This is a genomic window from Prevotella sp. CAG:592, from assembly GCF_000436015.1.
Taxonomy (GTDB): Bacteria; Bacteroidota; Bacteroidia; order Bacteroidales; family Bacteroidaceae; genus Prevotella; species Prevotella pectinovora.
This window is the reverse complement of sequence record NZ_FR892608.1, coordinates 3,956-30,871: the sequence shown is the minus strand read 5'-3', so window position 1 is coordinate 30,871 and position 26,916 is coordinate 3,956. Positions and strand designations below refer to the sequence as shown.

Sequence of the window (26,916 nt, the reverse complement as noted above, 5' to 3'; positions counted from 1 at the left end):
TTTTAATAGGATTATTTTTGTTTTCTAATTTATTTTTTGTCGACACCATGCGGCGACACCGCGTTCTGATGCGAAATACCGCTCGTCTTATATATATATAATGTGCCAACAGCATACAAAGGTAAGCCGATTTATCCGAATTAAGCAAGAATATGGTGTTATTTTGGATTTTTTTATAAAAAAGTTGCCGAAATTGTTTGTAGTTCAAAAAAAAGTAGTACCTTTGCAATCGCAATCGGGAAGTTAATAACAAACGATTGATAAAACAAAAGCATTGGGATATGGTGTAATGGTAACACTACAGATTCTGGTCCTGTCATTCTTGGTTCGAGTCCGAGTATCCCAACAACAAAGAGACATCCTCACCAAGGGGATGTCTTTTTTGTTGTTGCATGTGATTGTTCTAATTATTTAATGATATATTGATTATGAATATGAAAGAAACACCTGTGCTTCTGCTTACCGGATATCTGGGAAGCGGAAAGACTACATTGCTCAACAGAATACTCGCCAATGAGGAGGGCTTGAAATTTGCAGTGATAGTGAACGATATCGGTGAGGTGAACATCGACGCCGACCTCATACAGCAGGGAGGCATCGTGGGCGAGGGAGACGACAGTTTGGTGGCTCTGCAGAACGGCTGCATATGCTGCACGCTGAAGATGGACCTCGTGCAGCAGATCAGCGACATCGTGGCACAGCACCGCTTCGACTATATAGTAATCGAGGCGAGCGGCATCTGCGAACCGGCGCCAATAGCCCAGACCATCAGCGTATATCCGAGGATGTATCCGGAGATGGCGAAGGAGGGCATGGCGAAGCTCGACGCCATCGTGACGGTGTGTGATGCCCTGCGACTGCGCGATGAATTCAATGAGGGCACCGACCTGACGAGGATGAACATCGATGATGATGACCTGGAGAGTCTGGTGATCCAGCAGGTGGAGTTCTGTAATATCATACTGCTCAACAAGGCATCGGAGGTGACTGCCGAAGAACTGGAACATGTGAAGGCGATACTGCGCCAGATTCAGCCGAAGGCGGAGATCATACCATGCGACTATGGTGATGTGGACCTGAAGAAGATTATAAACACCGGACTGTTCGACTTTGAAAAGGTGGCTACGTCGGCACGCTGGATAGAGGCTGTGGAGGCTGACGAGGATGATCTGGAGAACGAAGAGGAGGGCGAAGCACTGGAATACGGCATCGGCACCTTCGTTTATCGCCGTCGTCGTCCGTTCTCGTTGACAGAGTTCGACCAGTTCATTGCGCGCAAGTTCCCGAAGAGCGTGATTCGCTGCAAGGGAATATGCTATTTCGAGAGCGAGAAAGACCAGTGTTATCTCTTTGAGCAGGCTGGCAGCCAGGTGTCGCTGACCAATGCCGGACAGTGGTATGCGTCGATGCCGGAGGATGAGTTCGCCGAGTTGAGCAAGAACAATCCCGGCGTGTTGAAAGACTGGGATGAAGAATATGGCGACCGCATGCAGAAACTCGTGTTCATCGGACAGAATATGGACCGCGAGGAGATAGAAAAAGAATTGGACAAGTGTCTGGTGTAGAAAGGGGATTACTAATACTCTTCTGAAAGGACAAAATCCAAACAGTCTCTAATGACCGATTTGGTATAAAACAAACCCGTCCTGGACTTCATTATTGAAAGGCCAGGATGGGTTTGTTGCTGATCGGTATTTGAAAGATTGCCGAACTCCTTTCAAGTACTATATAAAGATTAGTGCGTCTGCGGCTTAACCGAGGTCTACTACCGTTATTCCGGCACCTCCAAACTGCACATGCTCGTCTTTGTATGATGTAACGGCAGGTACGGTGGCGAGATACTGTCGGATAAGCTGGCGCAGGATTCCCGTTCCGGTGCCGTGGAGGATGCGTACTCTCGACATGCCGACGAGGGTGGCATCGTCGATGAAATACATCACGGCATTGAGGGCTTCGTCGCCTCGCATGCCGCGCACGTCGAGGTCTTGCTTGAAGTTGAGCTTCTTTTCGTCGATAGTCTCGCGGGTCTGTCTGCCTACGGTCATGAACGGGCGAGGTTCTTCGCGCTTGGGAGCTGTGGCGTGTTCCAGCTTCTTCAGAGAGGTGGTGGATCGCAGGTCGCCGAATATCACGGTGGCGTTCTTGCCCTGTATGCTCTCTATCTTGCCCACGGATGTGGTGCCCTTTATCCTCACCGTGTCGCCTTCCTTCAGCGGAGCGCTGACGGTGGACAGGGTGGTGGCGGCAGACGTGTTGTCTTTGTCCTGTCCTGAAGATGACGGGTCGCCCTTCTTGCGGTTCTTCTTGTTTTCCTTCCTTCTGAGAATCTGCGCCATCTTGCGTGCTATCTTGTCGTCTTCTGCCTGCTTGTCCATATCGGAGATGCCCTCCTTGAAGTCTCTCAGACTGTCGCGAAGCTTCTTTGTCTCTTCCTTCTCAGCCTGCTTCTCACGGATTTCGCGGATGACGTTCTCGATTTTCTTGTTGCTCTCCTTGAACAGTTCCTCGGCCCTTTCCTTGGCTTTGGCGAGCACCTCCTTGCGGCTCTTTGCCAGATCGCTGATTTCAGACTCGTATTTAGCTATCGTCTGCTCCATCTGCTTCTCGCGCTGATGGATGGTCTGGCGTTTGCTCTCCCAGTAGCGCTTGTCGCGCACGATGTCTTGCAGATATTTGTCGCTCTGTATGTAGTCGGAGCCTACTATCTCGCTGGCGTCGTGAATCACCTGTTCGGGCAGTCCTATCTTGCGGGCTATCTCAATGGCGAACGAACTTCCCGGCTGACCTATCTGCAGCTGGAACAGAGCCTGCATCTGATGGCGGTCGTAGAGCATCGCACCATTGACCACACCCTCGTGGCTGTCGGCGAAATGCTTCAGGTTCTGATAGTGGGTGGTGATGACGCCATAGGCTCTCTTTATGCAAAACTGCTTGAGCACCGCTTCTGCTATGGCACCGCCGATCTGCGGCTCAGTACCGGTTCCGAACTCGTCGATGAGAATCAGGGTGCGGTCGTTGGCGCTCTTCATCATGTTCTTCATGTTCGTAAGATGGCTCGAATACGTACTCAGGTCGTCCTCGATGCTCTGTTCGTCACCGATGTCTATGAGGATGTTCTGGAATATTCCCGTTTGTGAACGCTCGCTCATCGGTACCGACAGTCCGCATTGCAGCATATACTGCACCAGTCCTACGGTCTTCAGACATACTGACTTTCCGCCGGCGTTAGGTCCGGAGATTATCAGCATTCTCTTGTTGCGTGTCAGCGTGATTTCCAGCGGCACCACCTTCTTGCCCTGCTTCTGCAGCGAGAGACGAAGCAGCGGGTGTGTGGCTCCTATCCAGTCGATATGCGGATATTTGCCCACCTCCGGTTCTATGCCGCCAATCAGTTTGGCGAGCTCCGTCTTGGCCCGCAGCATGTCGACCTGAGCCAGCAGCTTGTAGGAGTCGAGAATCTGGGGCACATGCGGACGTATCACCTTTGCCATCTCCGTCAGGATGCGTATCACCTCGCGGCGCTCTTCGGCTTCGAGTTCGCGGACGCGGTTGTTTGCCTCTACCACTTCGGTAGGCTCTATGAAGAGAGTCTTTCCCGAAGCCGACTCATCGTGCACGATACCCTTTATCTTGCGCTTCATCGTGGGTACTACAGGTATTACCAGACGGCCGTCGCGCATCGCTGGCGTGACATCCTTCTCTATCAGACCTTCGCTCTGTGCCGATCTCAGTATGCTATATAATGTACGCGAGATGCTGCCCTCCACCTTTGCCAGCTCCCTGCGGATGTTGAGCAGTTCCGGCGATGCCGTATCGCGTATCTTTCCGAATTTATCCAATATCTGGTCTATACGCTGCAGAATCTGCGGAAACGTCACCACGCCTTCGGCAAGCTCGTGAAGGGCAGGGTAGGGGTATACGGGGTCTTTGCGCCATCCGTCATCCGTTGCCGCAACGGCAGCGTCTTCGTCCGTGCGGTTCAGATACGTCACGATGTCGTTCACCGTTCCCAGCGACCGGCGCAGGTCGAACAGTTCGTCCTCCTCCATGTGAGTGCCTTCCAGTCGGAGGCGTGCCACCGACTGTCTCACGTCGAAGAAGTAGTTGAGAGGGAAATTCTCCTCTTCCTCCTGTAGCCGGCGAAACTCCCTGACTCTCGACAGCTGGGTGTTTATCGCCTTCACGTTGTCCATGAAGGTAATCTTGTCCACTTCTTCTTTGCCGAGAGAGCTCAGACAGCGTTCTCGCAGCAGAGTCCTTATCTCGTTGAATCCGATCTTGTCTTCGAATGTTTTTGGGTAAATCATGGTGCAAAATTAGCAAAAACATCTTTTTTATGAAAAAAGTTGCGATAAAATTTGCAGATATAAATATAATTCCATACCTTTGCACTCGCTTTAAGACACTAAGCAAGTTCTTCAAGTAAGGAGAGATGGCAGAGTGGTCGAATGCACCGGTCTTGAAAACCGGCGTACTGAGAGGTACCGGGGGTTCGAATCCCTCTCTCTCCGCAAAGTCCTGTAAATCGCAAGATTTACGGGACTTTTCTTTATTATAACCCTGGCGTGCCCTTCAAAAATTACATTTACGATCAATAGTGTAGTTTTATACATTTTCTATATCATTTCATACAAACCATCTGCAACGATTTGCTTATAGCATATACATGACCTAATTTTGTATAAAAAAGCAATGAAGAAAGTATTAGTAGTTATTGGAATGTTAGTTTTGGCCGGTATGATTTTGGCTGGTGTCGTATGGTGGTGTTCTCGCACAAGCAACCCATGGAATGCTGCGACGATTGGAGACATTTCAGCTCCTGTTGGATATGCCCGTGTAGGCGGCAGTTATGCAGAGTTTATGCGCAGTTTGCCGCTGAAGAAACGTGGAAGCAAGGTGCAGCTCTATACAGGTGGTGATGCGCGGTTTCAGTTTCTCTCAACCGGCGTAATCGACATACCGATGCTCAGCAACTCGGAGCAGTGTGCTGATATGACCATGAGAGTGAGGGCTGAGTACCTGTTCAGTCAGGGACGCTACTCGGAGATACGTTTCCAGGACGTAAATGGCAATACGCTTCAATATCAAGGTGGGGCTTCGCGCAAAGCGCTGGAGAAATTCTTGAAAAAAGCCTACGGAGTGTGCAGCACTTTTTCTGTGAGCCGTGAGACGGAACCAAGAAAGATAAGTGATGTGCAACCCGGCGATGTGCTCGTCTATCCAGCTCGCAAGTTGAAAGGAATGGGACATGCTCTGATAGTGATTGATGTGGCTCGCAACGGCAAAAAAGTAGCCATTATGTGTGCTGAAGGCAATACACCTGCACGCGAATTGCATATCGTGAGAAATCCTAACCCTATATCTAATCCTTGGTTCTTTTTTGACGGCGATGAGAGTATGCTATTTGTTTCAATATTCCATTTTGGAAGGAATGAATTGAGACATTATTGACAAACAATATAATATTATTCGTTTTTTGGCGTATTTATTATATGACCTTTTGAAGTAATAACCATGTACAATTTGTAAGGATTAAATGGAAAGACTTAAAATTATCACATCCGTTGGACTGTTTAGGGTGCCAACGGACGACATTGCCTATATAGAAGCTTCTGGCAACTACTGTGACGTGCATCTCTTCAACGGAGAGTCGGTGACGATGACGTTCCAGTTGCACTACTTTGTGGAAGCCTTTAACAAACTGAAGCAGAATTTCTTTACGCGTGTTGGCAAGAGTCTGATAGTAAACACAAATTATGTTTACGCCATCAACATTACCAACCAAGATTTGAAGCTAATGGATCATCGTATGAATCAAGGGTTTAGGTTAAAAGCTTCGAAGGAAGCACTCAAGGAGTTAAAGACAATTTTGGAACAGGAAAAGTAAATGATTATGAAATATACAGAAGGTAACGACATACAGGAGAAGCCTATTTTCGCGATAGAGAATGATGATAACAGCACTTCTTCGCAAGAGCTTCTCGACGAACCCACGATTATTATAGAGAGTAGTGGCGAAATGAAGCCCAATTCTTCGTCGGATTCCATCAAAAAACGAGGTGGGTTGCCGAAGTGGAATTTGGCTATCATGTGGTTTGTGGCAACCGTGATGCTAGTATTTGGCTGCTACAAAGTCATACGCCTCTACAACTACTATTATAATATAGGTGTGAGTATTTCTGTATCGCCGAAAGAAAATATAAAGAAGTTAGACGATATGAAGGCGCAAAACGAGTCGTCGGCAGTAGTGCTTAAGACCGACTCTGTGCTCGGCGTGGCACTTGACATCTATGAACTGCATAACGTGCAGGCTGAGTTGTCGCTTCAGGAACCCGATACCGCCGACCATAGTGTGCTGATGTACACCCGTACTGCCGACTATACCGCCATGGGCAAGTATATCGGCTCGTTGGTTGTCGACGGCGAGCAGAAACGGAGCGATGTGTCGCGTCTTGGCTATTGCGCCATAGCCAAGGGCAATATGGTCATCGGCATATCTCGTTTTGACGATATGTGTGAGCACATGGTAGCGCGTGACGGCTCTTACTTCCGCCAGTTTGTGCTCGTGTCCAACGGCGAACTGCCTCAGCGTTTCTTCCTGCATGGCAAAGTGGAGCGCAAAGCCCTTGCGCGCACAGCTGATGGACGTCTTTGTATCATCGCGACCCGCCACCCCGAAACCCTTTGGGACTTCGCCGATGCCTTGCGCGAATATGGCTATGTGGATGCCATATACCTTACCGGTGGCAACGAGAGCGGTTTCTACCGTGCTCCCGACGGCACCGCCTACTTCACGGAGAAAGCCGCCAAGTATCGCACCGACAAGCACCACGGCGTAGCTCCTTGGCTGGTGCTTAGGAAGCGATAATTGCCAAGATATACAATAAACCCGGCATCTTGTACAAGCCACCTCGGAAAGTTTCTCGGTTCAGAAAAGCCACACTACCTTTGCATTGTCAATAAGACAAAACCATTAAAAAACAATAGAAGACAATGAAGAAGTTAATGATTGCGCTGCTGATGGTTGTAGCAACCAGCACAGCAAGTTTTGCAAAGGGTAGTAACGACAATGTACAGACTGCTGCCAAGGAAGTGGTTCAGAAGGTGAAGAATGCTCCTTCGGGCACTACTTATGGGGTGGTGAAAGTGACCAAGAGCCATATCGTGGTGAACACCCCTCTCGGCCGTTACAACATCAACAAGAATGAAGACGGAAGCTTCTCTTTCATGGGTATGACTGCCAAGCTCGTTGCCGCCAAGAACGGTGTATACAAGGTGAAGACCTCACTTGGTACGTTCAACATAAACATGCGCAAGGCCACCGTAACAAAGCAGTAAGCAGGCAAAGCCTACATGAGGCTACTCTTTTGAGTGTCGCCATGTGGGCTTTAGTATTTTTAATACATTAGTGTAGAGTGTCATATGCAGAAATTTATTAGAATTGCCTTGCCATGCGTTTGCTTTGCGGTAATTATATGGTGGTGTTGCTTCAACGGTTTCCAATACATTCATTGGAAATGGCTGATTTTGGCTGCAGGTATCGGTGGCATTTGTATTGCAGCATTGTATGTGAAACTACATAAGATGCTCGGCAAAAGTGAAGAACGGCGTAAAAAATAAATGGAAGAGGCTATTGAGGCTGTTGCGCCCGAACTGGAAAAAGTAAAGGGCAGCAGGTTTAAGAAAGAACTGGTAAAACGCAGAATGGTAAGAGAATATCTTGAAAAGAATACCGACTATTATGCTAAAGTTGATGACAATGATGCCATTAGGAAGGTGCAAGACTGGATATCTTCTGTCGGTTGGAGTATTTACCTCCTTATCTTGCCTTTTGGATGGATAATCGTTTGGGGAATCATCTTGCTTCTACTTGCATTATTGTTTTATTGGTCATTCCCGATCCAAATGGCTATATGTTGCGCATTTTCCGTTGCTGCAAGCATCATCTTGGTATGGCGACGCAACTACGTGTTGGCTCCGATAGCCATTTGTCTTGCGGCTATCCTTCTTTATGGGATTCTTAATGCTGGATTAGATGGTGTGGAAATGCTGGCTTTCCACATGGTGGTAGAAAACGAAGGATATATATTCCTTAGCCCATTCCATGCAGAAGACACTATGTGGGGCAGTAGTGTTATGCTGTCTATCACAAGTATTGGTCTAACCGTGTATCCATGGTTGAAGAAGAAGACGCTGGTGATGTGTGTAGGATTGGTCTTCATTGTCGTATATGTAATACGTCTCGGTGTTCAAACGAATATGATACTCACTATTCCAACGTCATATATGTACTATCTGTATGTCTTGGCATGTGCCGTTAATGCCGACTTAGCGGTTATGCTTGGTATTTCGTACAATGCTGCATTTATAGTGATATTCGTTTACTTGGCATGGCTGTTCCCCGTAATCTTCGCTCTGCCTGCTTTTATACGGTCATGGAGGGGAATCGACGCACTTAAAGATCGGTCTCCATTATATAAAACGACCAAATACAGACACCTCTTCTACATTTGTCTTGCATGGCTGATAATGAATGCCTTGGCAACAGCTTTAGTATGGGGACGATTTATTGGCATACCTTCAGAGGAATGTGCCTCGATTTTGGTAAAAGACACTCAATACTTATCAGGGTTTACAGGCATAGGTTTTTTTGCAACGAACTTCATCGTCTATTGTGCACCTATCTTGACCAGCGCGTTTTTCAGTTGGATATTATTTGCAATAACAAAGAGACAAATTAAATTGAAGGATGACATTTCATAAACCAAACATACAAGAGAACGATGAAAAGGATATATATCATATTGCTGGTTGTCATATCGCTGCTGATTGTTAGCATCCCTTTTGTGCCTCCCATTTATAACAGGTACACTAAGCCATTGTATAAGAATTACGTCGATGTCAAGGAATGGTATGGCAATGTGGATTGCGAGAATCTCTCGCAAGTACGAGACTATTGCGAGCGACGAGGGTATAGTACAGATTATTATATCCTGGTGGATTTCTCCATTCCCTCGGGCAAGAAGCGGTTCTTCATCTACGACCTGCAGCATGGAAAGCGTGTGTTGAGCAGCTATTGTATGCACGGCAGTGGCAAGGGGAACACGGATGCCACTCCGAAGTTCAGCAATGAGGTCGGCAGCGGATGCTCCAGCCTTGGACGGTATGTGATGGTAGGAAAGGGTAGTAAATTTAAGAAGAGCATCCGTCTTCGTGGTCTTGACAAGACCAATTATCTTGCTGAGACTCGTGGTATCTTGATTCATTCAGCAAGAAAAGTCACAAGATTCTCTGGCGATAGGGAGTATATCCCGATAGGCTCCGAGAGCCGTGGCTGCTTCACGGTATCGAGAGATTGTGTGACGAAAGTGATGGAGATATATCGTGGAGCTTCTAAGCATAGGCCTGTGATGCTTTATGCTAAATATAAATGACAAGTAGACAATATATTTCAATGCCTATAAAAGTTATGTAACATCTTGAAATTCAATATTGCTACATGAAGATACAACTTTCAGAGTCATATTTGACTTATAGGCATTTGAATAATTATGGTAAGATAGTGGTCATGATGAATTATTATCCTCTTTCATAAAGACAATTCATAAACATAATACAAAGGCAATGAGAAGATAAACAGAAAACAATAGTTCATTTTCTTAGATTATAGTCTTGGCTCCAAAGTCATACAGCTACATGGATCTGTACTATGTTATGGAGCAACTGACCACCCTGCATTCTGATTTTGTACGGCAAAAGTAGTTGGTAAATGGTTATTGGATTTCTATCAGGATTTTCGTGGATTTGCGAGTGCTTGTGGCACTCCCTTTTCCTTAGCCAATGAACATCAGCCCCCTCTCGTTCTCCCCCGTAGGGGAGAAGCTGGTTACCTTGAATGTCGATAACACTCTGATAATCAGGTAATAAGAGTATCTGTCCCTCCCCTTCGGGGGAGGCTAGGTGGGGGCTGATGTCATTTAGCCATAGTAACCAGTTCCTTCCCTTGGGGAAGGCTAGGATGGGTTATCCTTCGGGGGAGGCTAGGTGGGGGCTGATGTCATTTAGCCATAGTAACCAGTTCCTTCCCTTGGGGAAGGCTAGGATGGGTTATCAGGCTAGGTGGGGGCTGATGTCTATGTGCGTAGTCATAATTATTATTCCCCCACGGCTCAGAATTACGAATAGAGGACAGTTACTCCGATGGGTTATCCTTCGGGGGAGGCTAGGTGGGGGCTGAAGTCTATTGGCGGAGTCATAATTAAAAACTTCATGCGCAGCCGGTTTATCTTGGTTTATCGCTTGTATGCTTTTGCGAGGTGGCGACATAGTCGTCACCGATTCCTTTCATGCAAGTTGACAGTCGAGAGCTTGCTCTCGTAAGGGCGACCTGTGCGACAGGAATCAAGCCGTGAGGCTCGCAAAAGGATACAGGTATTTATCCTGGTTTTTGTCTACGAATCCCCCTTTATACACCAAAAAGAAAGTGCCCAAGCACTTGCAAATCCTGCAAGATCCAAACAAAAATCCAAGAATCATTAGCTCAATATAATCAAAAAAATGAATCCGTCTTACTTATGTTCAAAAAGAGAAGTTGTAGCAGACAGCAATAAAAAAAATTACATTGAATGACCTGATGGCCGTTTTGGGTGTATTCCAAAACGGTCATCAGATCGTAAGGGGATTATTTCTTTTCCTTCACCTTCGTAGCCCATACGAAATAGATGATGAGAAGCAGGTAGGCAGCGAGGGCGGCAACCTGCGACCATGAGTTTGCCCACCATCCTTCATAGTCGAACTTCACTCCGAAGAAGCGCAGCAACGCACTGACAACACCCATCAGGGCACCACCGGCGATGAATCCGCTGGCAATAAGAGTACCCTTCTCGTTGCGGTCTTTGTTCACCTTCTCGCTCTTTGAGCGCGAAGAAACATACCAGCTGATGAAACCGCCGATGAGCAGCGGAGTGTTCAGTTCGATAGGGATAAACATACCGAGGGCGAACGGCAATGCCGGCACCTTGCAGAAGGTGAGCACTACGGCGATGGCAGCACCGATGGCATAGAGCATCCAAGGAGCACCCACACCATTCATCAGCGGATCGATTACCGCCGCCATGGCATTTGCCTGAGGAGCGGCAAGCTGACCGCTGTCAAATCCGTAGGTCTCGTTGAGCAGCATCATCACACCGCCCACGGTAGCTGCCGACACGAGGGTGCCAAGGAACTTCCATGACTCCTGCTTCTTTGGCGTGGTGCCGAGCCAGTAGCCGATCTTGAGGTCGGTGATGAAAGCGCCGGCCATAGAGAGTGCGGTACATACCACACCACCCATGATGAGCGCCGCCAGCATACCGCCGGTGCCCTTCATTCCCACTGCCACCATCACTACAGAGGCGAGGATGAGAGTCATCAGCGTCATTCCCGACACAGGGTTGCTACCCACAATGGCGATGGCGTTGGCTGCCACGGTGGTGAACAGGAATGCTATCAATGCCACGAGCAGGATGCCGACGATGGCGAAGAGAAGGTTGCCCTCCATCACTCCGAACCAGAAGAAGAGGAAGGTGATGAGGATGGTGGCGATAGAACCGATGGCGATGATCTTGAACGAGATGTCGCGCTGCGTGCGAGGCACGTCGGCTGTGGTGTCACCCTTTCCCTTCATCTCCCTTGCGGCAAGCGACACGGCACTCTTGATGATGCCCCAGCTCTTGATGATGCCGATGATACCAGCCATGGCAATGCCACCGATACCGATGCTCTTGCCATAATACTTGAATATCTCCTCCGGCGACATGGCGCCGACGGCTGTGGTGAGCTCGGGGTTCCAGGCGTTGAGCACCTGGTCGTGGAAGATAACTCCCATTCCCGGCACAAGCACCCACCATACGGCAAGCGAACCGAGGGTGATGATGAAGGCGTATTTCAGACCGATGATATATCCGAGACCGAACACGGCAGCTCCGGTGTTGACCTTGAACACGAGCTTCGCCTTGTCGGCAAGTGTCTCGCCCAGTCCGATGACACGCGTGGTGAACATCTCGTTCCACCATCCGAAGGTGGCGACGATGAAGTCGTAGAGTCCGCCCACGATACCGGCGAGCAGCAGCGGCTTTGCCTGGCTTCCGCCCTTGGCACCGGAAACGAGCACCTGGGTAGTGGCGGTGGCTTCAGGGAAAGGATACTTTCCGTGCATGTCGCTGACGAAATACTTGCGGAACGGGATGAGGAACAGGATTCCTATCACACCGCCGAGCAGCGAACTGAGGAAAATCTTGAAGAACGATACTGCCATGTCGGGATACTTGGCCTGCAGGATATAGATGGCAGGCAGAGTGAAGATGGCTCCTGCCACCACGGCTCCCGAACAGGCTCCGATGCTCTGGATGATGACGTTCTCGCCCAATGCCTTGCTGCGCTTGGCGGCTGTAGACACTCCCACGGCGATGATGGCGATAGGAATGGCTGCCTCAAACACCTGACCCACCTTGAGTCCGAGGTAGGCGGCAGCGGCTGAGAAGAGCATCGTCATCACGATACCCCAGGTCACAGACCACATGTTTACCTCCGGATACACTTTCTTGGGGCTCATGATGGGTTCATACTGTTCCCCCTCTTTCAGCTCTCGGAACGCATTGTCCGGAAGCTGCACATTGTCTTTCTTGTTTTCTTCCATAGATTTTGGTTATTATTGTTTTGATTTACACTTCTTATCCTTCTTTCTCCAGTATCTGCATGAGTTCTTCCATTCCTGCCGACGCTCCCTTCACTATCTGACGGATGTCGCTACGGGAGCCTGAGACCGAGGGCTTGGGATCGATGAGATATATCGGAGCTCCGGGACGCACATAGCGCAAGAGTCCGGCGGCTGGATATACCACGAGCGACGTGCCGATGATAATCATCATGTCGGCTTTCTCCACCTCTTCAACAGCCGGTTCGATCATCGGCACGCTCTCGCCGAAGAACACGATGAAGGGACGGAGCAGCGAACCGTCGCCTGCCTTCTCGCCATGGGCAACGGTGAGATTGCCGGGAGCAAGGGTCTTGATGAAATGCGGATTGTAGGGGTCCCTCGACGAGCACACCTTCATGAGCTCGCCATGCAGATGTATCACCTTTCTGGAGCCAGCCTGCTCATGCAGATTGTCAACATTCTGGGTCACCACGCTGACATCGTATTTCTCCTGCAGGGCAGCCACCAGCTCATGCCCCCTGTTGGGCTTCGCCTCAAGGAGTTTTCCGCGGAGCATGTTGTAGAAGTCATTCACGTAGTCGGGATCTGTCTCCCAGGCCTCATGGGTTGCCACTCGCGCCACGGGATAGTTCTCCCATAGACCGTCGGCATCACGAAAGGTGCTCAGTCCGCTTTCTGCCGACATGCCGGCACCTGTCAGCACTACAATTTTCTTCATAGTCAGAATTATTATTGAACAACAAGGAGCCACACTAAAGGAGGCTCAAAATAAATTAAGAATGCACAAAATTAGCATTTTTTCTTTAATACAACATACTTAGTCAGATAAAAATAGTACCTTTGTGCGCTTTTGATGCTGAAGCGCCGTGATAATCAACGGTGTTTCAGCATCTGGAACGTATTGTGGCGCACAGCGCATACGCATACATATTCAGGAATATAAACAATAAATATTATACATAAGCAAATGGACAAAGTAAGCTACGCCCTCGGTTTGGGCATCGGCCAGCAGTTGGCACAGATGGGTGCGTCGGACCTTAACATCGACGATTTCGCCGACGCTATCAAAGACGTCATCAACGGTAACGAACTGAAGGTTCCACACAAGGACGCACAGACAATCGTTCAGGAGTATTTCCGCCAGCAGGAGGAGCGCATCAACGCCATCCGCGCCGAGCAGGGAAAGGCTGCAAAGGCTGAGGGAGAGAAATTCCTCGCCGAGAACGGCAAGAAGGAGGGTGTGGTGACTCTCAAGAGCGGTCTGCAGTATGAGGTGCTGAGAGAGGGCAACGGCAAAAAGCCTAAGGCTACCGACCAGGTGAAATGCCACTACGAGGGAACTCTCATCAACGGACAGGTGTTTGACAGCAGCTACAAGCGCAACGAACCGGCGGTGTTCCCGCTCAACCAGGTGATTCCGGGATGGACAGAAGGTCTGCAGCTCATGCAGGAGGGCGCGAAGTATCGTTTCTATATCCCTTATATCCTCGCTTACGGCGAGAGCGGAGCAGGCGGTTCTATCCCTCCATTCGCAACGCTCATCTTCGACGTTGAACTGCTCGAGGTGATGTAAGGAAGACCTTATCGCATAAGGAAAAGGACAAGAAAGAAAACTATAACAATTATAATACGACGATGAAAAAAATTACATTGTTTGCTGCGGCAGCTGTAGTAGCCGCAGGTCTGGCCTCTTGTGGAAAGTCAACTCCAAAGGCCGATTTGAAGAACGACGTTGACTCACTGAGCTACGCTATCGGTATGGCTCAGTCTAACGGACTGAAAGACTATCTCGTGAGCAACCTTGGCGTTGACACAGCATATATCGACGAATTCATAAAGGGCCTCAACGAGGGTGCCAATGCCGGCGACGACAAGAAGAAGGCCGCATACTATGCCGGTATACAGATTGGCCAACAGCTCAGCAACCAGCTGGTGAGGGGCATCAACCACGAGCTCTTCGGCGAAGACTCCACAAAGACCATCTCTCTGAAGAACTTCATGGCCGGTTTCATCAGCGGAACAACAGGCAAGGGCGGCATCATGACTATGAACAAGGCACAGGATGTGACACAGAGAAAGATGACCGAGATAAAGAACAAGGCCCTGGAGGAGAAATACGGTGCATACAAGAAGCAGAACGAGGCTTTCGCTGCCAAATATGCAAAGGGTGCCGACGTGAAGAAGCTCGGAAAGGGCGTTTGCTACAAGGTGATCAAGGAGGGCAAGGGAGAGATTCCTGGAGCTAACTCTTCTGTAAAGATCATGTATGAAGGAAAGACTATCGACGGAAAGGTGTTCGACGGCAACTTCGGCCAGAAAATTCCTGCTGAATTCTTTGTAAACCAGGTTATACCGGGATTCACAGAGGCTCTTACACACATGCCTGTAGGTAGCGTTTGGGAGGTTATGATTCCTCAAGAGCAGGCTTACGGCACACGTGACACCGGCGGCAAGATAAAGCCATTCTCTACTCTCATCTTCAAGATAGAGCTCATCAGCACAGAGAAGGGAAAGGCACAGCCTGCGGGACAGCAGCTCACACCTGAGCAGCGCGCCCAGATTGAGGCTGCAATGAAAGCACAGCAGAACCGATAAACAAGAATAAAACAAGTGGACAAGTAGACGAGTAAAGGGCAAAGGAAATCTCTTTGTCAACTCGTCTCCTTGTCAACTTGTTAACTCGTCAACTCGTCAACTAAAAAATAAAATACAACAATGAAAAAATCATTATTCTTAGCACTCGCCATCCTGGCGGGCAGCCTCACTACAACGGCTTTCGCCGCTAAGAAAAAGGACAAGAAGAAGAAAACTGTTGAAACAGTGGAGGTGGTGAAACTCGCCACTTCTTCTGACTCGCTGAGCTATGCTGCCGGAAAGGCACAGACAAACGGACTGCTGCCATTCCTGAAGCAGAAATACAATGTGGAGGAGAAGGACATCGCCGAAGTGGCTCGCGGTTTCAACGACATGTATAAGAACATCAACGACCCTAAGGTTCAGGCTTACGCTGCAGGACAGCAGATTGCTCTCATGGTGGAGCAGGGAATGCTGCCTTACCGCAAGGAGCAGTTCAAGGAATATAAGGACTCTATCAACTCCGAGCTCTTCAACAAGGGATTCATCGCATCGCTGCTGAAGGACGACAGCTTGCTCTCAGACTCTGTGGCACAGGCTTACATGACTGAGGCTGAGAAGGCAAACAAGGAGTGTATGGAGAAGGCTACAAAGAAGAAGGGTGAGGATTTCCTCGCCGAGAACGCAAAGAAGCAGGGTGTGGTGACTCTGCCCAACGGACTGCAGTATAAGGTCATCACTGAAGGCAAGGGCGAGAAGCCAAAGGCTACAGACCGCGTGACCGTGAAATACGAGGGCAAGAGCATCGACGGAAAGGTGTTTGACAGCAGCTACAAACGCAACCCACAGACTACCACGTTCGGTCTGAACCAGGTGATCAAGGGCTGGACAGAGGCTCTGCAGCTGATGCCTGTAGGCAGCAAGTGGGAAATCTACATCCCTTACGACCTTGCTTATGGCGAGAGGGGTTCCGGCCGCAACATCAAGCCTTATGAGGCTCTCATCTTCACCGTTGAGCTTGTAGACATCGAGAAGCCAAAGGCTGAGGTAAAGGTCGAGGAGAAGACCGCTACTAAGAAGGCTACTGCCAAGAAGGGTATAACTATGAAGGCTACTCCAAAGGCCAAGAAGAAATAATCCCAGGCAAACGGTTGGGGATAAACCCAAACAAACGGTTGGGGATAAATTCCATACACCAATAAAAGAAGTTATGTGAAGAGGGCGTGTCGCAATGACACGCCCTCTTCTATTGTATAATTTATATGACGAGGGAACAAGGAAGTTTCTCAAGTTATTGTCATCAGCCCCCACGGGGGAGGTTAGGTGGGGGCTGAAGTTCATTGGCTGAAATGATTGGCATAGTAACTTGTTCCTTCCCTTTGGGAAGGTTAGGATGGGTTTGAGGTTATAATGGGTCTTGGTTTTGAATATCCTCACCAACCTTAGTTTTATCCCGGTTTTTGTCTCAAATCATATCATGGCTCTTGTCTAACCTCCATACGCTCTTGGACATATCCAAACCTGACAATCATTGTTTGCAAGGTTTAAAAGGCGAATCTCCTTGTCAACTCATCAACTTGTCTACTCGTCAACTTGTCTCTACTTGTCCCTCAATATCGTGGCACGGATAATCCTTACATCCTCCAGCGGTCTGTCGTTGGCATCACGCTCAACGTGCTGGATGCGGTCAACCACATCCATACCTTCTACCACCTGACCGAACACCGTATAGGCTCCATCGAGATGTGGCGTGCCGCCCACGGTGGTATACACATCCTCCATCTCCTTCGTCATCCTGATACTGTCGCCGAAGAGTTTTTCCAGATTCTCACGTCCCCGCTGCAGTCCCTTCTCGCCCTGCCGTCTGCCGTAGACGATATAAAACTGCGTACTGCTCGACTCATGCTTCGGATTGACATCATCGGGTTCGCGGGCTGCCGCCAACGCACCGCGCTTATGGAAAATCTGAGGCAAACGGATCTCGGCTGGCAAGGTGTAGCCCAGTGAATGTTCGCCGAGCATTGCCCCCTTGGGAGCATTCTTGCTGGAAGGGTCGCCGCCCTGGATCATGAAATCGGGTATCACACGATGAAACAGTAGCGAGTCATAGAAATGGTCCTCTCTGATGAGTTTCAGGAAATTGTCACGATAAAGCGGTGTCTCGTTATACAGTTCCACCCGTATATTTCCCATCGTAGTCTCGATGAGCACCTCCGGACGCACATCCCCCTTCATTGTCTGCCCCTTCACGCCGACACAAATCGCAAACAGCGAAATAATCAATAGAATATTTTTCATATATCAATAGGTATTATTTAAAGTTTCGAATGTCAATGACCGACTATGAGGGATAAAACAGTAATTAGACCTTTAACGGAGTCTTATTTAAACCGCTTGCAGTCTTTCGTTTTGATAAGGCGCATTTTGCCGGTTTTTACTTATCCTTCATAATCCGCGACCACAAAGTTACACCTTTTTCCCAAATAGCCGAGGTATTCGTCATTATTTTTGGATTACAAGGCAACGTCGCCTCCTGTATCGACCATAATGTTCACCTTATCATATATCAAGAGGGAAAAAAGCGGAGACAAGGCGATATTGGCTAATAATTAGCCGAACCTAAAGGAAAATGAAGGGAAACAACCAATTTGTTGCAAAAAAACTAATTTTAACCGCCAAAATGTTGTGCGGTTTATAAAAAACCACTAATTTTGCTTGTTGGCAAATAGCAAATAGCTCAAATGTTGTGAAAAATGCTATAAATGCCATGTAGAAAGCACATTTTTAAGATAAAACATAATATTAGAACCAAATAGTAATTTATTCTTATGGAAAAGATAGACAGACTTGACAAAAAGATACTTAGTATCCTTTCTAAAAATGCAAGAATGCCGTTCAAAGACGTAGCGGCAGAATGTAACGTTTCACGTGCAGCCATCCATCAGCGTGTGCAGCATCTGACAGAGGACGGAGTAATAACGGGCAGCAAATTCGACGTTGACCCGAAGAGCCTCGGTTTCTCTACCTGTACTTATGTGGGCATCACCCTTCAGAAGGGTAGCATGTATAAGGCTGTTGTGGAGCAGCTGGAGCATATTCCTGAAATCGTGGAGTGCCACTTCACCACCGGTCCTTACACAATGCTCGTGAAGCTCTATGCCAAGGACAACGGACAGCTCATGGACCTGCTCAACAACCAGATGCAGGAGATTCCGGGAGTGGTGTCTACAGAGACGCTCATCTCTCTGGAACAGAGCATCAAGAGAGAGATTCCTATCGCACCGAAAGATCTCGGAGAGGTGGGACCTCGCAGAAGAGCCAAGGCTCAATCTGTTGAGGATGATATTGATTAACGAGTTGACAAGTTAACAAGTTGACAAATTGACGAGGAGATTGGATTGACAAACTGAAGAGTGGTTAACAGACAAGAAGTGGTAATTTCCTTGTCTACTCGTCTACATGTCTAGTAAAAAGGAGTAATCTACTTGTCAACTAAAAAAAAGCACTTTCAAGACGTGGAACCATTTGATTTCCAGTCGCGCCTTAATGGGATATACAAGAGATATCCTGAAGGACGAAAAAAACCGGTGATAGGAATCACCGGAAACTTTGCAAACGGAAACGCTACACTCGCCGAGCCATACTATATGGCTGTGGTGAGGGCTGGCGGTGTGCCCGTAATCATACCTCCCGTCGATGACACCGACGTGATAATAAACACCCTTGATTCTATCGACGGACTGCTGCTCTCCGGCGGCGGCGACTTCAATCCGCTCTGGTGTGGAGAGGAGCCGGTGCCGCAACTGCATGGCATAAACTCACACCGCGACCTGCCGGAACTGCTCACCGTGGAACTGGCTTACAACAGACAGATTCCGATGCTCGGCATCTGCCGCGGCATACAGACACTCGCCATGGCACTGGGAGGAAAGGTGAGACAGGACATCGACTCCTGCGGGACCGACAATGCCGAAAGGAAGACCCAGACAAGGGTGAAACACGACCAGGATGCGGAATGGCGCGGCGAACCCACTCACTCGGTGAGGATAGAACCGGGAACCGTGCTCTACGACATATTCCAGAGGGAGCGCATCTACGTGAATTCATTCCACCACCAGGCCGTGGGCAGCTGCGGCAGGAGGATGGAGACGTCGGCATGGGCAGAAGACGGGGTGATAGAGGCTGTGGAGAGCAGCGAACACAAGAGCATCCTCGGTGTGCAATGGCATCCGGAATGGCTCGGCGACGACGGACTGCCGCTCTTCAGATGGCTCGTGGAACGTGCCGCTGAATTCAACGAGGCAAAGGAACTGCACGACAAGGTGATGACAATCGACTCGCATTGCGACACACCGATGTTCTTCCCACAAGGAATACACTTCGACTGGAGAGACAGCCGCATCCTCGTTGACCTGCACAAGATGACAGACGGCAGACAAAGCGCCGTGACAATGGCGGCATATCTGCCACAGCCAAAACCGGGAGAGACATTCGCCGAGATAGCACCGCTGCCGGCACAGACGCCAACGGAATACGCCGACCTCATCTTCGACAAGATTGAAGACATAGTGAGGGCAAACGACAAGTTCGTGTCGATAGCAAGGACTCCGGCTGACCTGTATGCCGACAAGCGCAACGGACGCAAATCTATAATGCTCGGCATAGAGAACGGACTGGCGCTGAACGGCGACATACGCAACGTGGAGCATTTCGCAAAGCGAGGAGTGGTGTATATCTCCCTGTGTCACAACGGCGACAACGACATCTGCGACAGCGCACGACGCACGGAGAACACTCACGGCGGAGTGAGCCAGCTGGGAGAGCAGGTGATAAGGGAGATGAACCGCTGCGGACTGATGGTGGACCTCAGTCATGCCGGCGAACAGAGTTTCTACGACGCCCTCGACATCAGCGCCACACCGATAGTATGCAGCCACAGCAACTGCAAGGCTCTGTGTGACGTGCCGCGAAACCTCACCGACGACCAGCTCGAAGCACTGGCGAGAAAGGGTGGCGTGGCGCAGATAACTCTATACAACGGATTTCTAAGAAACGACGAACAGGAGGCGAGCATCATCGACGCCATAGACCATCTGGAACATGCCATCGACATAATGGGCATCGACAGCGTGGGAATAGGAACAGACTTCGACGGCGACGGAGGGGTCTGCGGCATCGCCGACTCTTCGGAACTCATAAACTTCACCATCCAACTGCTCAGACGACGCTACTCTCATGCCGACATAGAAAAGATATGGGGCGGCAACTGGCTCAGGGTGATGGCTGAGGTGCAAAAAAGCAGAATACAATGAAACTCAGATTAACACATATCTTGCTGCCCATGGCGGCAATGCTACTCACTATGGCATCATGCAAAAGCAGCAAAAAGGCTGATGCCGAAACGGAGACGATGACCATGGTGGGACCTACATTCAATGCAGACTCGGCTTATGCCTTCTGTGCAAAACAGTGTGAGTTCGGACCACGAACGATGAACAGCGAAGCTCACGACAAGTGCGGCGAATGGATAGCGGCGAAATTCAGGGAATACGGATGCACGGTGACGGAGCAGAAGGCTGACCTGAAGGCTTTCGACGGCACGGTGCTCAAGAGCACCAACATCATAGCGAGCTACAAGCCGGAGCTGACCACACGAATACTGCTCTGCGCCCACTGGGACTGCAGACCATGGGCTGACAACGACCCCGACAGCACCAACTGGCGCAAACCGGTGATGGGTGCCAACGACGCTGCGAGCGGCGTGGCGGTGATGCTCGAAGTGGCGCGCCTGATACAGAAGGCAGACTCGCTGCAGATGGGAGTGGACTTCGTATGCTTCGATGCCGAAGACTGGGGAGTGCCACAGTGGAGCGACGACCAAGACACCAACGGCGACTCCTGGGCTCTCGGTGCACAGTATTGGGCTGAAAATCCGCACAAACCGGGATATGAGGCCCGCTTCGGCATCCTGCTCGACATGGTGGGAGGCACTGGAGCACGCTTCTACCAGGAGGGATTCTCGAAGCAATACGCCCTGAACATCGTGGACAAAGTGTGGAAGGCTGCTGAAGTGGCAGGATATGAGTCGCTGTTCCCAAAGGCGGAAGGCGGATACATCACCGACGACCACGGACCGGTGAACGAAAAGGCGAGAATACCCACCATCGACATCATCGCATATTATCCAAACTGCCAGCAAAGTTCCTTCGGACCCACATGGCACACCGTGACCGACACGATGGACAACATCGACAAGAACTCACTCAAGGCTGTGGGACAGACGGTGATACAGGTGCTGTTCTCAGAGAAATAAAGGGTATAACACACGGGGAACAAATGGTATCATTGCTCTAAAAGACAAAGAGTTTCCATACTCTGAAGACAAAGGGCATCAAGACCCTGAAACCAAAGGGCATAAAATCCTTAAGACAAAGGGCATCAAGACCCTGAAGACAAGGAGTGCAATACCATAAAGGAATAATCGGAATAAAAGAAATAAACAGTATCATAACTAAAAACGAAATAATCATGGACTTACTGAAAAAAGAATTTGCCTCTAAACTCATGAAAGTTAAGGCTATCAAGTTGCAACCAGAGAATCCATTCACTTGGGCTTCTGGCTGGAAATCTCCTTTCTATTGCGACAACCGCAAGACTCTGTCTTATCCGGACCTCCGCAACTACGTGAAACTGGAACTCGTGCACGCCGTGCTCGAGAACTTCCCTGAGGCAGAGGCCGTGGCCGGTGTGGCTACCGGCGCCATCGCACAGGGTGCTCTCGTGGCTGACGAGCTCAACCTGCCGTTCGTTTACGTGCGCAGCAAACCAAAGGATCACGGACTGGAGAACCTCATCGAGGGCGAGCTGAAACCTGGCATGAAGGTAGTGGTAGTGGAAGACCTCATCTCTACCGGCGGTTCATCGCTGAAGGCTGTAGAGGCAATACGCAAGAACTGCTGCGAGGTGGTAGGAATGGTAGCTTCTTACACCTACGGCTTCGACGTGGCAAAGAAGGCTTTCGAAGAGGCTGGAGTGAAGCTCATCACACTGACCGACTACGACCACGTGGTGGAGCAGGCAAAGGAGACAGGATATATCAAGCCAGAGCATGTGGAAGTGCTCAACGAATGGCGCAAAGACCCTGCTAACTGGATGAAGTTATGAGCAAGTTTGAAAGCAGCATCAAGCATATCCCCTACCCTCAGACCGCCGTATATGCCATGCTCAGCGACCTGAGCAATCTGGAGAAAGTGCGCGACAAACTGCCTGAGGACAAGATAAAGGACCTCTCCTTCGACCGCGACAGCCTGAGCATCAGTGCTCCGATGGGAAGCGTGGCGATGAAAATCGTGGAGAGGGAAGAGCCCAAATGCATCAAGTTTGCCACCACAAACTCTCCGATTGCCGCCAACCTGTGGATACAGGTGGTGCCTGAGGGCGACGAGGCATGCAAGATGCGTCTCACCATAAAGGCCGACATCAACCCCTTTATCAAGGGAATGGTGTCGAAGCCGCTGCAGGAGGGACTGGAAAAGATTGCCGACGTGTTGGCAATGATACCATACAACAGCTGATTTCACACCAATGAACAAGCTCTGGGAAAAGAAAATCATAAGGGGTAAAGTGGCAGAGATGCTCCACGGCATCATCGCCCACTGCCCATGCCACAGACAGCGGCTGACGCTCTATGCCGGAGCGGCAGTCATGCTGCTGTCTGCCTGTGCCGACTCGGAATACAGCAACTATCCGTGTCACCTCGTCATCAACAACTCCACGATGCAGAACATGACTCTTGGCAGCGCGATGAACGCCATGTCGCCGGGTGTGTTCTGCAGGATATCAAGAGACGGCAAGACACGGTTCAAGTTTGAGACCAACCAAAACAGCGAACCGAGCTACGGAATGCTGACGGCGATAGACCAGAAGGCACAATGGACGATAGGCATATACAATGCCATCATCGTGGGATTCGGAAACCAGACGGGAAAATTCTATGCCTATGACAGCCAGTGCCGCAACTGCTATGAGAGTTCGGGACTGACTCGCTATGCCCTGACGATGACTACCGACGGCACGGCGACTTGCCGATACTGCCACAGGGTGTATGACATGAACAGCGGAGGAATTCTCATCAAAGGCGACAAAGGACGCGGAATGATAGAATACCGCGGCAATACCACCGGCACGTTTGGCATTCTGACTGTGAACAACTGACTTGGCCTTAACCCGAATCGGTAATTAGGGCTTTCCCAGAATGACCTCATTGCCGGATCGGGGAAAAAATATTAACCATTAAAAAAAGTATTATATGGCTTACACACGTATGACGGCGGCCGACGCAGCCGCATTAATCAAAAACGGCGACACGCTGGGAATGAGCGGATTCACGCCTGCCGGTTCGGCAAAGGCGGTAACGAGAGAACTGGCTGCAATCGCCACTGCCGAGCATGAAGCCGGCAGGGAGTTCAAGGTTAATATATTCACTGGAGCATCTACAGGAGAGAGCACCGACGGTGTGCTCACCGAGGCACACGCCATAAAATACCGTGCACCATATACCACAAACCCTTCGTTCCGCAAGAGCGTGAACAAGGGAGAGATATCCTACAACGACATACACCTGAGCCAGATGGCACAGGAGCTGCGCTACGGATTCTATGGTGACATAGACTGGGCTATCCTCGAAGTGTGCGACATCGAGGAGGGTACAGACACCTGCAAGGCGTATCTCACATCGGCAGGTGGCATCAGCCCAACCGTAGCGAGAATGGCAAAGCACGTGATTCTGGAACTGAACTCCTTCCACAGCAAGGACGCCAAGTTCATGCACGACGTATATGAGCCGCTCGATCCGCCAATGCGCCAGCCTATACCTATCATCAACGTGGGCGACCGCATCGGCAAGCCATACGTGGAAATCGACGCCAAGAAGATTGTGGGCGTCGTGGAGTGTGACCTCCCCGACGAGGCACGTGCCTTCAAGGACAGCGACCCTATTACTGACCAGATAGGACACAACGTGGCTGAATTCCTCGTAAACGACATGAAGCGTGGCATCATTCCTTCAACATTCCTCCCGCTGCAGAGCGGTGTGGGAAGCACGGCAAACGCCATCCTCGGCGCACTGGGCAAGCACAAGGAGGTGCCTGACTTCAATGTATACACTGAAGTGATGCAGGACAGCGTGGTGGAGATGATGCTTGAGGGCAGAGTGAAAGACGCATCGTCTTGCTCGCTCACGGTGTCTAACGAGTGTCTGAAGCAGGTTTACGACAACATGAACTATCTGAAAGACCACATCACGCTCCGCCCAAGTGAGATATCAAACTCGCCTGAGGTGATACGCCGACTGGGTGTGATTGCCATCAACACTGCCATCGAGGTGGACATCTACGGCAATGCTAACTCTACACATATCAGCGGAACGAAGATGATGAACGGTATCGGCGGAAGCGGCGACTTCGAACGCAACGCATACATCAGCATCTTCACCTGTCCGTCAACGGCAAAGGGTGGCTTGATAAGCAGCATCGTGCCGATGGTGAGCCATCAGGACCACTCTGAACACGACGTGAACGTGATCGTCACGGAGCAGGGCGTTGCCGACCTGCGTGGCAAGAGTCCGATAGAGCGTGCGCATCTCATAATAGAAAACTGTGCGCATCCTGACTACAGACCTATCCTGCGTGCTTATCTTGAGCATGCACAGATGGGACAGACACGCCACAACCTCGGAAAGGCCTTCGCCATGCATATCGCACTGGCTGAAAAGGGCGACATGCATCTGACGGAGATGTAATGGAAGAAGCTTATTTAACCCAAAACCGGTAGTCAGAGCTTGCTTGGATTTTGCTCTTAAAAGGCAAAAGACTGCAAGCAATTTAAATAAATACAAAAAAACGGTCTAATGACCGATTTGGGTTAAAACAATACTGATGAGTCTGGGTTCGGATATGGACTCAGGCTCATTTGCTTATATCCCCAACCGGTAACCAAGCCGATTGGGGCAAACGAATATCCAAAAACAAATGAACATACTAAATTCTACTCTCACGGCGTTGTTGTTGGCAACGGCTGTGACTACCACACAAGCAAAGGAAAACGGCGTAGAAACACCCGGAAACACTTCTGCCGGGATGTTTGTCACGCAATCCACTACAGGAGCAAGTTCCTCATGGGGATGCCATCCATGGAAGGGGAAACGGGTGGCATATTTCGGAGATTCCATCACCGACCCTAACCACAAGGCGGCAAACAGGAAATACTGGAGTCTGCTGCAGGAATGGCTCGGCATCACGCCATACGTATATGCCGTGAGCGGACGGCAATGGAACGACATTCCGCGACAGGCTGACAAGCTCAAGGCGGAGCATGGCAACGAGTTCGACGCCATACTGATTTTCATCGGCACCAACGACTTCAATGCCGGGGTACCTGTCGGAGAATGGTTCACCGAACAGGAAGAGGAGGTGATGGCTGGCATTCACGAGCAGAAACACATGGTGAAGAGAATGCGCAAGAGGATGTGCATGACGGATTCCACTTATCGCGGAAGGATAAACATAGCGTTGGACAAGGTGAAGAGGATGTTCCCCGGCAAACAGGTGGTTCTGGTGACTCCGATACACCGTGCGGGATTCTATCTGAAAGACACCAACTGGCAGCCTACGGAGGAATATCGCAACAAATGTGGTGAATATGTGAGCAGCTACGTGGAGTCGGTGAAGGAGGCGGGCAACATCTGGAGCCTTCCGGTAATCGACATGAACGCCCTATCCGGACTCTATCCCTTGATGGACGAACAGGCTGAATTTTTCAACAACAAAGATACCGACCGTCTGCATCCCAACAACGAGGGACATCGCCGCATGGCACTAACGCTGATGTATCAGCTCGCCACCCTACCGGTGTTCTGACATAAACCCCAAACGGTCATTAGGCCATTTGGGGTTAAACTACTTGCTAACGACTTTCCACACTACAATCTACGGAACCCTCAATCACAGTCCTCTCTCCGCCCAGTCGCTGCGGTCGAGGTTGCGGTAGCTGATGGCTTCGGCGAGATGGTCTGACTGCACGTTTTCACATCCTTCAAGGTCGGCGATGGTACGGGCTACTTTCAGAATACGGTTGTATGCACGGGCTGACAAATTCAGACGCTCCATCGCCATACGCAGGAGGTTGATGCCTGTCTCGTCGGGTTCGGCATACTGGTGTATCATGCGCTCGGTCATCTGTGCGTTGCAATATACGCCAGGAATATCCTTGAAACGCTCTTCCTGACGGTGGCGCGCCTTGATGACACGGTCGCGGATGGCAGAACTCGGTTCGCCGGGCTGTGCCTTGGAGATATCCTTGAAGGGCACGGGAGTGATTTCCACCTGGATATCGATGCGGTCGAGAAGCGGACCGCTGATCTTGTTCATATATCGCTGTATCTGACCGGGGGTGCAGACACAATGGTGTGTGGGGTCGTTGAAATATCCGCACGGACAGGGGTTCATGCTCGCCACGAACATGAATGAGCAGGGATATTCTATGGTGTATTTCGAACGGGCTATCGTTATCTTGCGGTCTTCGAGCGGCTGACGCAACACCTCGAGCGTTGCCTTGTTGAACTCCGGCAGCTCGTCGGCAAAGAGCAC

At 50.0% G+C, this 26,916-nt stretch carries 23 protein-coding genes and 2 tRNA genes; 20 read left to right on the top strand and 5 right to left on the bottom strand.

Annotation, left to right across the window (positions count from 1 at the left end; genetic code table 11):
* Positions 1 to 275: 275 nt before the first annotated feature.
* Both QVO99_RS08445 and QVO99_RS08440 read left to right on the top strand, forming a co-directional pair.
* Positions 276 to 346 (top strand) — tRNA-Gln (locus tag QVO99_RS08445).
* Positions 347 to 428: 82 nt separating this feature from the next.
* Complete coding sequence (locus tag QVO99_RS08440) at positions 429 to 1,565, top strand: CobW family GTP-binding protein (protein WP_022317173.1); 1,137 nt, start codon at positions 429 to 431, stop codon at positions 1,563 to 1,565.
* Positions 1,566 to 1,751: 186 nt separating this feature from the next.
* Here QVO99_RS08440 and QVO99_RS08435 read toward each other — a convergent pair whose 3' ends face one another.
* Positions 1,752 to 4,307: an endonuclease MutS2 gene (locus QVO99_RS08435; RefSeq protein ID WP_022317172.1), complete on the bottom strand. Its 2,556-nt coding sequence runs from the start codon at positions 4,305 to 4,307 to the stop codon at positions 1,752 to 1,754.
* A gap of 119 nt (positions 4,308 to 4,426) precedes the next feature.
* Between QVO99_RS08435 and QVO99_RS08430 the strand changes: the two genes are divergently transcribed.
* The 7 genes from QVO99_RS08430 to QVO99_RS08400 all read left to right on the top strand — a co-directional run bounded on the left by QVO99_RS08430 (position 4,427) and on the right by QVO99_RS08400 (position 9,434).
* Positions 4,427 to 4,511, top strand: a tRNA-Ser gene (locus tag QVO99_RS08430).
* 181 nt (positions 4,512 to 4,692) lie between these two features.
* The gene (locus tag QVO99_RS08425) at positions 4,693 to 5,451 is read left to right on the top strand and encodes a DUF4846 domain-containing protein (protein ID WP_022317171.1); all 759 of its coding nucleotides are present in this window, start codon (positions 4,693 to 4,695) and stop codon (positions 5,449 to 5,451) included.
* An 85-nt stretch (positions 5,452 to 5,536) separates the two neighbouring features.
* Positions 5,537 to 5,887, top strand: a complete 351-nt coding sequence (locus tag QVO99_RS08420) for a LytTR family DNA-binding domain-containing protein (RefSeq protein WP_007897496.1) — start codon at positions 5,537 to 5,539, stop codon at positions 5,885 to 5,887.
* A 6-nt stretch (positions 5,888 to 5,893) separates the two neighbouring features.
* Positions 5,894 to 6,868 carry a phosphodiester glycosidase family protein gene (locus QVO99_RS08415; RefSeq protein ID WP_022317170.1) on the top strand — a complete coding sequence of 325 codons (975 nt, stop codon included), beginning with the start codon at positions 5,894 to 5,896 and terminating at the stop codon, positions 6,866 to 6,868.
* A 125-nt stretch (positions 6,869 to 6,993) separates the two neighbouring features.
* Positions 6,994 to 7,338 carry a hypothetical protein gene (locus tag QVO99_RS08410; RefSeq protein ID WP_022317169.1) on the top strand — a complete coding sequence of 115 codons (345 nt, stop codon included), beginning with the start codon at positions 6,994 to 6,996 and terminating at the stop codon, positions 7,336 to 7,338.
* Positions 7,339 to 7,620: 282 nt separating this feature from the next.
* The gene (locus QVO99_RS08405) at positions 7,621 to 8,763 is read left to right on the top strand and encodes a hypothetical protein (protein ID WP_022317168.1); all 1,143 of its coding nucleotides are present in this window, start codon (positions 7,621 to 7,623) and stop codon (positions 8,761 to 8,763) included.
* Between the two features lie 116 nt (positions 8,764 to 8,879).
* Positions 8,880 to 9,434 (top strand): murein L,D-transpeptidase catalytic domain-containing protein, encoded by a 555-nt coding sequence (locus QVO99_RS08400; RefSeq protein ID WP_197067647.1) that lies wholly within the window; start codon positions 8,880 to 8,882, stop codon positions 9,432 to 9,434.
* Positions 9,435 to 10,681: 1,247 nt separating this feature from the next.
* Here the strand turns inward: QVO99_RS08400 and QVO99_RS08395 are convergent.
* Complete coding sequence (locus tag QVO99_RS08395; RefSeq protein ID WP_022317166.1) at positions 10,682 to 12,676, bottom strand: OPT family oligopeptide transporter; 1,995 nt, start codon at positions 12,674 to 12,676, stop codon at positions 10,682 to 10,684.
* A gap of 34 nt (positions 12,677 to 12,710) precedes the next feature.
* Positions 12,711 to 13,415, bottom strand: a complete 705-nt coding sequence (locus QVO99_RS08390; protein WP_022317165.1) for a Sir2 family NAD-dependent protein deacetylase — start codon at positions 13,413 to 13,415, stop codon at positions 12,711 to 12,713.
* A 249-nt stretch (positions 13,416 to 13,664) separates the two neighbouring features.
* Between QVO99_RS08390 and QVO99_RS08385 the strand changes: the two genes are divergently transcribed.
* From QVO99_RS08385 to QVO99_RS08375, 3 genes are all read left to right on the top strand, one after another.
* The gene (locus tag QVO99_RS08385) at positions 13,665 to 14,270 is read left to right on the top strand and encodes an FKBP-type peptidyl-prolyl cis-trans isomerase (protein WP_022317164.1); all 606 of its coding nucleotides are present in this window, start codon (positions 13,665 to 13,667) and stop codon (positions 14,268 to 14,270) included.
* Between the two features lie 62 nt (positions 14,271 to 14,332).
* Positions 14,333 to 15,292: an FKBP-type peptidyl-prolyl cis-trans isomerase gene (locus tag QVO99_RS08380; RefSeq protein WP_022317163.1), complete on the top strand. Its 960-nt coding sequence runs from the start codon at positions 14,333 to 14,335 to the stop codon at positions 15,290 to 15,292.
* 120 nt (positions 15,293 to 15,412) lie between these two features.
* Positions 15,413 to 16,408: an FKBP-type peptidyl-prolyl cis-trans isomerase gene (locus QVO99_RS08375; RefSeq protein WP_022317162.1), complete on the top strand. Its 996-nt coding sequence runs from the start codon at positions 15,413 to 15,415 to the stop codon at positions 16,406 to 16,408.
* Positions 16,409 to 16,870: 462 nt separating this feature from the next.
* Here QVO99_RS08375 and QVO99_RS08370 read toward each other — a convergent pair whose 3' ends face one another.
* A complete protein-coding gene (locus tag QVO99_RS08370) occupies positions 16,871 to 17,569 on the bottom strand; it encodes a peptidylprolyl isomerase (protein ID WP_022317161.1) in 699 nt (232 codons plus the stop codon).
* Between the two features lie 530 nt (positions 17,570 to 18,099).
* Here QVO99_RS08370 and QVO99_RS08365 point away from each other — a divergent pair.
* The 8 genes from QVO99_RS08365 to QVO99_RS08330 all read left to right on the top strand — a co-directional run bounded on the left by QVO99_RS08365 (position 18,100) and on the right by QVO99_RS08330 (position 26,187).
* A complete protein-coding gene (locus QVO99_RS08365; protein WP_022317159.1) occupies positions 18,100 to 18,624 on the top strand; it encodes an Lrp/AsnC family transcriptional regulator in 525 nt (174 codons plus the stop codon).
* A 162-nt stretch (positions 18,625 to 18,786) separates the two neighbouring features.
* A complete protein-coding gene (locus tag QVO99_RS08360; protein WP_022317158.1) occupies positions 18,787 to 20,583 on the top strand; it encodes a membrane dipeptidase in 1,797 nt (598 codons plus the stop codon).
* Between the two features lie 50 nt (positions 20,584 to 20,633).
* Positions 20,634 to 21,584 (top strand): M28 family peptidase, encoded by a 951-nt coding sequence (locus tag QVO99_RS08355; RefSeq protein WP_231560833.1) that lies wholly within the window; start codon positions 20,634 to 20,636, stop codon positions 21,582 to 21,584.
* Positions 21,585 to 21,799: 215 nt separating this feature from the next.
* Positions 21,800 to 22,435 (top strand): orotate phosphoribosyltransferase, encoded by a 636-nt coding sequence (gene pyrE, locus QVO99_RS08350; RefSeq protein ID WP_022317156.1) that lies wholly within the window; start codon positions 21,800 to 21,802, stop codon positions 22,433 to 22,435.
* On the top strand, positions 22,432 to 22,845 hold the full coding sequence (locus QVO99_RS08345) for an SRPBCC family protein (protein ID WP_022317155.1): 414 nt from the start codon (positions 22,432 to 22,434) through the stop codon (positions 22,843 to 22,845). Before pyrE ends, QVO99_RS08345 begins: the two co-directional genes overlap by 4 nt.
* Positions 22,846 to 22,855: 10 nt before the next feature.
* Positions 22,856 to 23,485, top strand: a complete 630-nt coding sequence (locus QVO99_RS08340; RefSeq protein WP_022317154.1) for a hypothetical protein — start codon at positions 22,856 to 22,858, stop codon at positions 23,483 to 23,485.
* 94 nt (positions 23,486 to 23,579) lie between these two features.
* Positions 23,580 to 25,070, top strand: coding sequence for a succinate CoA transferase (locus QVO99_RS08335; protein WP_022317153.1), 1,491 nt, complete (start codon positions 23,580 to 23,582; stop codon positions 25,068 to 25,070).
* A gap of 229 nt (positions 25,071 to 25,299) precedes the next feature.
* A complete protein-coding gene (locus tag QVO99_RS08330; RefSeq protein WP_022317152.1) occupies positions 25,300 to 26,187 on the top strand; it encodes an SGNH/GDSL hydrolase family protein in 888 nt (295 codons plus the stop codon).
* A gap of 84 nt (positions 26,188 to 26,271) precedes the next feature.
* On the opposite strand, the gene QVO99_RS08325 is transcribed toward QVO99_RS08330, so the two are convergent.
* Positions 26,272 to 26,916, bottom strand: a 645-nt coding sequence (locus QVO99_RS08325; protein WP_288177082.1) for an ATP-binding protein, incomplete at its 5' end; no start/stop codon positions are given.

Coding starts and splice junctions, on each gene's coding strand:
- QVO99_RS08370 (WP_022317161.1), bottom strand. CDS start 17,569: ATGAAAAATATTCTATTGATTATTTCGCTGTTTGCGATTTGTGTCGGC.
- QVO99_RS08420 (WP_007897496.1), top strand. CDS start 5,537: ATGGAAAGACTTAAAATTATCACATCCGTTGGACTGTTTAGGGTGCCA.
- QVO99_RS08375 (WP_022317162.1), top strand. CDS start 15,413: ATGAAAAAATCATTATTCTTAGCACTCGCCATCCTGGCGGGCAGCCTC.
- QVO99_RS08390 (WP_022317165.1), bottom strand. CDS start 13,415: ATGAAGAAAATTGTAGTGCTGACAGGTGCCGGCATGTCGGCAGAAAGC.
- QVO99_RS08395 (WP_022317166.1), bottom strand. CDS start 12,676: ATGGAAGAAAACAAGAAAGACAATGTGCAGCTTCCGGACAATGCGTTC.
- QVO99_RS08340 (WP_022317154.1), top strand. CDS start 22,856: ATGAACAAGCTCTGGGAAAAGAAAATCATAAGGGGTAAAGTGGCAGAG.
- QVO99_RS08440 (WP_022317173.1), top strand. CDS start 429: ATGAATATGAAAGAAACACCTGTGCTTCTGCTTACCGGATATCTGGGA.
- QVO99_RS08380 (WP_022317163.1), top strand. CDS start 14,333: ATGAAAAAAATTACATTGTTTGCTGCGGCAGCTGTAGTAGCCGCAGGT.
- QVO99_RS08425 (WP_022317171.1), top strand. CDS start 4,693: ATGAAGAAAGTATTAGTAGTTATTGGAATGTTAGTTTTGGCCGGTATG.
- QVO99_RS08435 (WP_022317172.1), bottom strand. CDS start 4,307: ATGATTTACCCAAAAACATTCGAAGACAAGATCGGATTCAACGAGATA.
- QVO99_RS08365 (WP_022317159.1), top strand. CDS start 18,100: ATGGAAAAGATAGACAGACTTGACAAAAAGATACTTAGTATCCTTTCT.
- QVO99_RS08405 (WP_022317168.1), top strand. CDS start 7,621: ATGGAAGAGGCTATTGAGGCTGTTGCGCCCGAACTGGAAAAAGTAAAG.
- QVO99_RS08415 (WP_022317170.1), top strand. CDS start 5,894: ATGAAATATACAGAAGGTAACGACATACAGGAGAAGCCTATTTTCGCG.
- QVO99_RS08410 (WP_022317169.1), top strand. CDS start 6,994: ATGAAGAAGTTAATGATTGCGCTGCTGATGGTTGTAGCAACCAGCACA.
- pyrE (WP_022317156.1), top strand. CDS start 21,800: ATGGACTTACTGAAAAAAGAATTTGCCTCTAAACTCATGAAAGTTAAG.
- QVO99_RS08345 (WP_022317155.1), top strand. CDS start 22,432: ATGAGCAAGTTTGAAAGCAGCATCAAGCATATCCCCTACCCTCAGACC.
- QVO99_RS08330 (WP_022317152.1), top strand. CDS start 25,300: ATGAACATACTAAATTCTACTCTCACGGCGTTGTTGTTGGCAACGGCT.
- QVO99_RS08335 (WP_022317153.1), top strand. CDS start 23,580: ATGGCTTACACACGTATGACGGCGGCCGACGCAGCCGCATTAATCAAA.
- QVO99_RS08355 (WP_231560833.1), top strand. CDS start 20,634: ATGGCATCATGCAAAAGCAGCAAAAAGGCTGATGCCGAAACGGAGACG.
- QVO99_RS08385 (WP_022317164.1), top strand. CDS start 13,665: ATGGACAAAGTAAGCTACGCCCTCGGTTTGGGCATCGGCCAGCAGTTG.